This window comes from Aquimarina sp. RZ0 (assembly GCF_008370685.1).
Lineage (GTDB): Bacteria > Bacteroidota > Bacteroidia > Flavobacteriales > Flavobacteriaceae > Aquimarina.
Map to the genome: position 1 here is coordinate 1 of NZ_VTZU01000133.1, position 6,863 is coordinate 6,863.

The window sequence follows — 6,863 nt, forward strand, 5'->3', positions numbered from 1 at the left end:
TACAACACCAAAAGAAGACATACTGAAATTGGAAAAGTACCCCCAAATCAAATATTTTACCAAAAACAAATGGCTTCTTAGAAATTAAAAATATCTTTAAGCTGTCCTAAGCATTGGGAGTATCATAAACTTCTTTGATTGTAATTCCTAATGAGTCAGATGTAAACTATCGAAAGGAATAAATTTTGAAAGCAAAGATTGTATTATTCATCTATTTAATAGATTTTTTTTGACTCTTACAAGAACTTGAAAGACTTTATTTTTTAAAGGACTAGTCAACACTTTTAAAGAATTCCTTTGCGGGTTTAAGGATACTAATCAAAATTTAAGAAAGTCTTTTAATTTCTTTAACAAAGTAAGCATATCATAATAATTGATTCTTCTTTGCGAAAAATTGACTAAAACCCAAGTACTGGTTCAATAAAATATAGTATTTTTAGCACTTATATTAAATTTTTAATAAAAATCCTTAGTTTAAAAATTAACATCTCATATCTTATTTCATAATCAAGCCGATAATATTTTAAGATAATGAAAACTAATTAACATAATTAAACTACAGCTAAAAAGAAAAGATTGTAAGATATTTTTCAATAAAATATGATCAAAGAAACATCACACCATTATCATAAAATATTTTTAAATGAATAAACACAAAAGAAATGCATTTATATATGCAGGCATCGTTGCTTTAGGAGGCTTAATATTTGGATTAGATGCTGCTTTAATATCAGGTACTGTTGACTATATTGCTAAAGAATTTGGATTAAACTCAATACAAATAGGTTTTGTTGTTAGTTCTCCTGGCTTAGGAGTATTATTTGCTCTACCTGTAGCGGGATATATTAGTAATAAGTTAGGTAGAAAAAAAGCATTAATAATCGTTGCGGCTTTATACCTGGTTTCAGCAGTAACTTCAACCATCTCTCCTAGCTATGAAGCACTTACTGCCGCACGATTTCTGGGTGGACTCGCATTTGCATCGCTTTCACTTGCTGCTATGTATATTGGTGAGATCGCACCTCCCAAATGGCGTGGGAAATTAGTATCCATGAATCAAATGAATATTGTAGTTGGTCTTTCTGCCGCTTATTTTATTAATTATTTTATTGTAAGCGCAATAAGCTCGGATGCTGAATGGGCACTTTCTATGGGGGTAAAAGAAAATACCTGGAGATGGATGCTAGGATCAGAAATCATTCCAGCACTGGTATGGTTTGTATTATTATTTTTTATTCCGAAAAGTCCTTCATGGTTGGTATTCAAAAACAGAATAGAAGAAGCAAAAAGCACCTTAAAAAAAGTCATGCCAGAAAATGAGATCGATCCGCATATCGAACAAATGAAATTGAGCATGCAAAATACTACTGAAGATAATAATTCTGTATTGAATCAATTAAAAGCTATTGTAAGCAAACCTATGCGCCTCACTCTTATTATTGGAGCCACTAGTGCCATTGTGCAACAAGTTGTAGGTATTAATGCTATATTATTTTATGCTCCTACTATATTCAAACAATTAGGAGGAGGAACTGATGTAGCTTTTACCCAAGCAGTCTGGGTTGGTCTTATTAGTGTTGTATTTACCTTTTTGGCTATATTAGTCATTGACAAGATAGGAAGACGCCCTATGTTTATCTGGGGACTCGCCTGTGCTATTCTAAGTTTAGGAATATGTTCCTATGGATTTAGTACTGCTCGATATGAGATAACATCACAAGCCATTACTGAATTAAATACCATTCCTAATGCAGAACGTCTTCAAACCCTTATAGGGACAGAATATAAGAGTGATACCGAATTCAAAAATAAATTAACTGAAGTTTTAGGAAAAGAAGATGCTCAAGAACATGCTGCTACTTTAATTCAAAAATCGGCTAAAATGAAAGCTACACTAATACTTATTGGTATTTTATGTTTCATTGCGGCCTTCCAATTTTCGATTGGCCCTGTGATGTGGGTATTATTTTCTGAAATATTCCCAATTCACCTAAGGGGAATTGCCATCCCTGCATTTGCTTTTTTAACAAGTATATCCAGCTATTTCGTTCAGTTATTTTTCCCCTGGCAATTAGATAACATGGGTGGAGGAGCCGTTTTTCTAACCTATGCCATTTTAGGAGCTATAGGGTTTGTAATTCTCTATCGTTTTCTTCCCGAAACCAAGAATATGTCTATAGAAGAAATCCAGGCAACACTACAGAAAAAATAGCGCTGCAACAACAAATATTGAAAAAACAAAATTATTTTTTATTTACTTTGTGAAAATTATAAATAGTAAAAAGTAGTTTTAGGTAAAATAAATATTCATATATAACAGGATCCATTAGAATAGGTATGAATAAAACAATTGTAATAACAGGTGCAGGTAGTGGTATCGGTAAGCAATTAGCACTTGGATTAGCTAACATTGGTAATTGTATTATTTGCCTGGGGCGTTCAGAACAAAAGCTACTCAACACTATAAAAGAAATAAAGTCAGTTACTTCTAAATCTGGTGGTCATGCCGCTTATTTTGTAACTGATATGATGAAAAAAGATCAGGTTACCGATGTAGGTGAAAAAATAATCAAACAATATAAGACTATTGATGTTTGGATAAATAATGTGGGTGTTAATAACCACAATGCTATCGGTCCTACCTGGGAGTTAGATCCCGAAAATTGGTGGACAGAAGTATCATTAAATTTACATACAATGTTTCTGGGCAGTCATACCGCGATTAACTTAATGCGTAAAAATAATGCAGGCTACATCATTAATCTTGGCGGAGGAGGCGTACAAGAACCCAAACCATACGGATCAGCCTATGGAGCTGCTAAGACAGCCATTGTTAAGTTTACTGAAACGGTAAACATTGAATTAAAGCAAGAAGGGTTAAATATTAAAATAATAGCATTTAATCCTGGCTTTATAAAAAATAATCGTACAGAAATACTAGTCGCATCCAAAGTGGCTAGAAAATACATGCCTGATTTAGAACAAATTTTAAAATATGGAAAAATGTCTGATATACAAGACTCAATAAAACTAATTCTCAGTTTTATAAATGGTGATATGGATGATATTAGTGGAGGCTATTTTTTTGCTGACGAATTTGACATCGATACAATTATTCTTGACAAAAAAGAAATTATTAAGAGTAATAAGAATGTTTTAAGAATAAAATAATTACACTATCAATTATAAAAAATAGAAATTTATTTTTAGCTTTCCTTTTATAACTATCAAAAAACAAACTACCTCAGAGCAAGCCCACCAGGTATTTATTAAAAAAACATTCCGATTTATAAACAAGCTTACACTTAAATCTCGATTATCGAGTAAATAAATACACTGCGACAAGAGTACAGGGTATTTACTAAGCTGATTTTTATACGATTTACGAATAAAAATTTCGCATCTAATGACATTCTTTTTCTACTATATTTTCTTCATAAAATGAAACAATAGCTATGGCTATTCTTTAATTTGATTCATCAATCTAGCGAAAAATCCTTGCCATTATTTTTACGAAATTCTCACCCGTAAATCGTATTATTACTAATATAGAAAATTAAAAGCTGCTTTGACAAAGGAAAAGTGTATCGAGAATAGGTTTTTAAACACAAAACACTTGATTTTGATACAAAATTCTTCTCAGAATTTCAAAACCGACACGCTTGAGAGTAATCAACTTACGTAACTAAACTATTTTTCCTTTTATAGCATTAGCATCGAAAATCAATCAGCAATAACAAAACCAAGAGATTTTGTTGCATTTTCAGAATACAAAACAAGTATATAAGAACCGGTAGCTAAATTATGCAGATCTATTTCAGAATTATTAGTCCCAGCTGTAAAATTAATAATGTCCCGGTACACCCGCTTTCCGGTTAATTCATAAACTTCAGCACGAGCTCTAAATCCAATTTTAGACTCCTCAACTCTTAATGATAATAATCCATTTGACGAAGGATTGGAAAATATAAATATTTCTGTGGGAAACTGATGGTCGTGATCGTTAATACTCAACACAGCCGATAAGTCAGCTTCATCAAAAGTTGCATTAATTGGTATAGCAAGTTCAGCAACTGTTGCCAGAGTTGCCTTTACAACATTTTTCATGAATTCGAAATTGAGTGTGCTAATGTCATCGCCGGGAGCGTGGTAATTTGGGTTTCTAAAATCACCTCCATCAACAATAAATAAAGCTGGTATGCCTCCATCCCAAAAAGAAGCATGATCACTTCTGCGAAGATCTGGAGCAATTTCACCTGCTCCTGGAAGAGACAATGTGATAAGACGCAATTCAGGAACATATTTTTTTGAAGCTGATACATACGAAGAAAGCAGTGGATTTGAAGCTGTATTACCAATACCAAAAATAAAATTACCACGATAATCATCATCTTCCATCTCCTGTATCGCTTCTGGAAATAAGATTTCAAATCCTGGAATCGTTTGCTGCGAATTTGGTTCATCAGAGTAAAAACCAATCATCTCAAAATTAAAAACTCCTTGTACATTTTCAAATGGCTTAATACCATTGAGAACATAATTCTGACTTCCTATGAGCCCTAGTTCCTCGGCATCAAAACCAATAAACCGAATAGAATGTTCAAACGAATATTGCGATAGTATTCGCATTGCTACCAACATCCCAGCGACTGCCGAACCATTATCATCTGCAGCAGGGCTACCCAATACACCATCAAAATGACCATCAATGATATAGGTTATATCCTCATCTTTGGTACCAGGCTTACGACCAAGGATATTCTGCATATTCGTATTACTAAACACAAAGTCATGGCTTTCAGTTTGAAGATTTGCATCAGAAAAAGCATCCTTAATAAGTGTACGTACTTCTGCTAATCTCTCAGGCGCTGTTTCAAAATGTCGCTCGCCTATAATAGATTCTAGCGTACTTAATAATTCAGCTTCATTAACCTGACTGACCATTTTGCCGATATCAACCACTTGATTATCGGAGGCAAAGATACGAATAGTAACACTTTCAATACCCTCTGTTAGCTCTGAGTAATCCCACGTCATAGAATGTGTTTCATTTGCAATGATATCTGATCCTATATCACCCGTAATTTTGTCTTGTGACACTGTTTCAAAATAGATTCCACCGTCTAAGGACATTTTAAGCCATACCTCACAAAGATCAGCATCTGCATCATTTAAAGAATAATTAATTGTGAGAGTTTCCATAATCTCATCTCTATCAATATTAGTAATTTCAATTTGGGGAACACTATTTTGGCCAAAGCATAATAAAGTTAGTGAGCTTAAAGCAAAAGTTATTAGATATTTCATTCAGTTAATTGTTTTGATTTATTTTTAAAACTTGATTAGGTATGTTTTATAAATTATGTTCCAATAATAAGTTTTGCTTTATCAGAAATAACTATATTTTAGAATCTATATAATGGCACTTTAAGTTAAATTCTTTATTTATTAGATAAATAATTAGAACTTATTTATTGTATTAATTTATAAAATGTGAATTGTTTGAATTTTTCGTTAGTTCCTATTAGCACCTATAGTGAAGCTATCGTAACAACTATTATTAGTAACGTATTTTTCATGAATTATTTCGAGTTAATTATAGGGCAAATATTTGATGATTTTGATGGAAAATAAAATATGAAAATCCGTATTATACTTATGAAATTCCGATATCTTTTTTTTATTTGAACATAAGAAAAACACCTGTAATATTTATTATAATTCCATTTGATTGTTTTTTGTTGTAAATTTTTCTTGTGGTAAAAAAGCGAATATTTACAGTTTCAGAAAGGAAAGATTATTTAAAATCTTTACATAAAAAATCTACTTCTTATAGAATCAAAACGCATTTGTTATTTTTACTAGTTAAAAATGAACCTAGGTTTAAGGTTTTAGATGATTTATCTAAATACCTTGATGTTAGCAAAGCAAATTATCGCCTTTGCCACCAAGCTTTATGATGAGTCTAGCTTAGAAAGCCTGCTTACTATATCAAATAGAGAAAAAAGAAGAGAAGCAATTCCTGCTGCTATTCATAAAAAATTAGAAGGAAAACTTCATGATTCAAGTGATCCTTTATTTGGATATTATCACGTCATTGAATAGGGTATCTATTTATGGTATTGATCTGAAGTATACCTTTTACAAATGTATATTAAATGGCATTTTAATACAAATCTAAAAATCCCATTACAAAAAAATATGAACAAGCCATTGAGTTTTTTTAAAAATTCTCCAAATAAACTAAATTAGATTAAATCTTGATAAAGATACAATTGCTGGTATTAATCTCTACTTTCGGGATAAAAATAGGTTTAGAAGTGATGACTCACGTGGAAAGACACGTTACATCAAAAGGAATCCAGCCTATTATGAAATATCAGCATGCTTTTTAAAAACACATATTTATATGAAAGTTTTTTCACTCTTAATCAAGATGCTTTAATCTATGAAATAGAAGGAATGACCAGTGAAATATTTTATAAATATTTAGTAGAATTTTCAAAATATAAGCATACTAATTTAAAGTTATTATTATTGATAATGCAAGTTTTCATTCAATGAAAAATTATCAAATCTCATGTAACATAGTACTTATAAGAACTTCTATATATATATTCCAGAACTAAATCTAGCAGAAAAAAAATGGGTAGAAATACTTATTCATACAATTAATTAAAATGATAATTCTAAAGGAGATTTAGGCTGTCTATATTTTGTATCAATTCTGTTTTAAAAACTCTCAAATAAAATACAAATCAGATATTACATCTCTTTAAAACAGTGACCAAACTTTCTATATGGTATAGTTAGTCATTAGGAATAAAAAAACCCTTCATTATAATAATGAAGGGTTTCAAGGA

At 31.2% G+C, this 6,863-nt stretch carries 4 protein-coding genes; 3 read left to right on the plus strand and 1 reads right to left on the minus strand.

The features are described from left to right. Positions 1 to 643 precede the first annotated feature (643 nt). Both F0000_RS26115 and F0000_RS26120 read left to right on the plus strand, forming a co-directional pair. The gene (locus tag F0000_RS26115) at positions 644 to 2,212 is read left to right on the plus strand and encodes a sugar porter family MFS transporter (protein WP_149627646.1); all 1,569 of its coding nucleotides are present in this window, start codon (positions 644 to 646) and stop codon (positions 2,210 to 2,212) included. A 125-nt stretch (positions 2,213 to 2,337) separates the two neighbouring features. Continuing rightward, on the plus strand, positions 2,338 to 3,171 hold the full coding sequence (locus F0000_RS26120; RefSeq protein WP_149627647.1) for an SDR family oxidoreductase: 834 nt from the start codon (positions 2,338 to 2,340) through the stop codon (positions 3,169 to 3,171). Between the two features lie 552 nt (positions 3,172 to 3,723). Here the strand turns inward: F0000_RS26120 and F0000_RS26125 are convergent. Continuing rightward, entirely contained in the window at positions 3,724 to 5,307 is a 1,584-nt protein-coding gene (locus F0000_RS26125) for a M28 family peptidase (RefSeq protein WP_149627648.1), read from the minus strand. Between the two features lie 609 nt (positions 5,308 to 5,916). On the opposite strand from F0000_RS26125, the gene F0000_RS26130 reads away from it, so the two are divergent. Further along, positions 5,917 to 6,105, plus strand: coding sequence for a hypothetical protein (locus tag F0000_RS26130; RefSeq protein ID WP_149627649.1), 189 nt, complete (start codon positions 5,917 to 5,919; stop codon positions 6,103 to 6,105). Positions 6,106 to 6,863: the final 758 nt, after the last annotated feature.

Bases quoted from the DNA above. Each gene is read 5' to 3' on its own strand.
- F0000_RS26115 (WP_149627646.1), top strand. From the start codon at position 644: ATGAATAAACACAAAAGAAATGCATTTATATATGCAGGCATCGTTGCT.
- F0000_RS26120 (WP_149627647.1), top strand. From the start codon at position 2,338: ATGAATAAAACAATTGTAATAACAGGTGCAGGTAGTGGTATCGGTAAG.
- F0000_RS26125 (WP_149627648.1), bottom strand. From the start codon at position 5,307: ATGAAATATCTAATAACTTTTGCTTTAAGCTCACTAACTTTATTATGC.
- F0000_RS26130 (WP_149627649.1), top strand. From the start codon at position 5,917: ATGTTAGCAAAGCAAATTATCGCCTTTGCCACCAAGCTTTATGATGAG.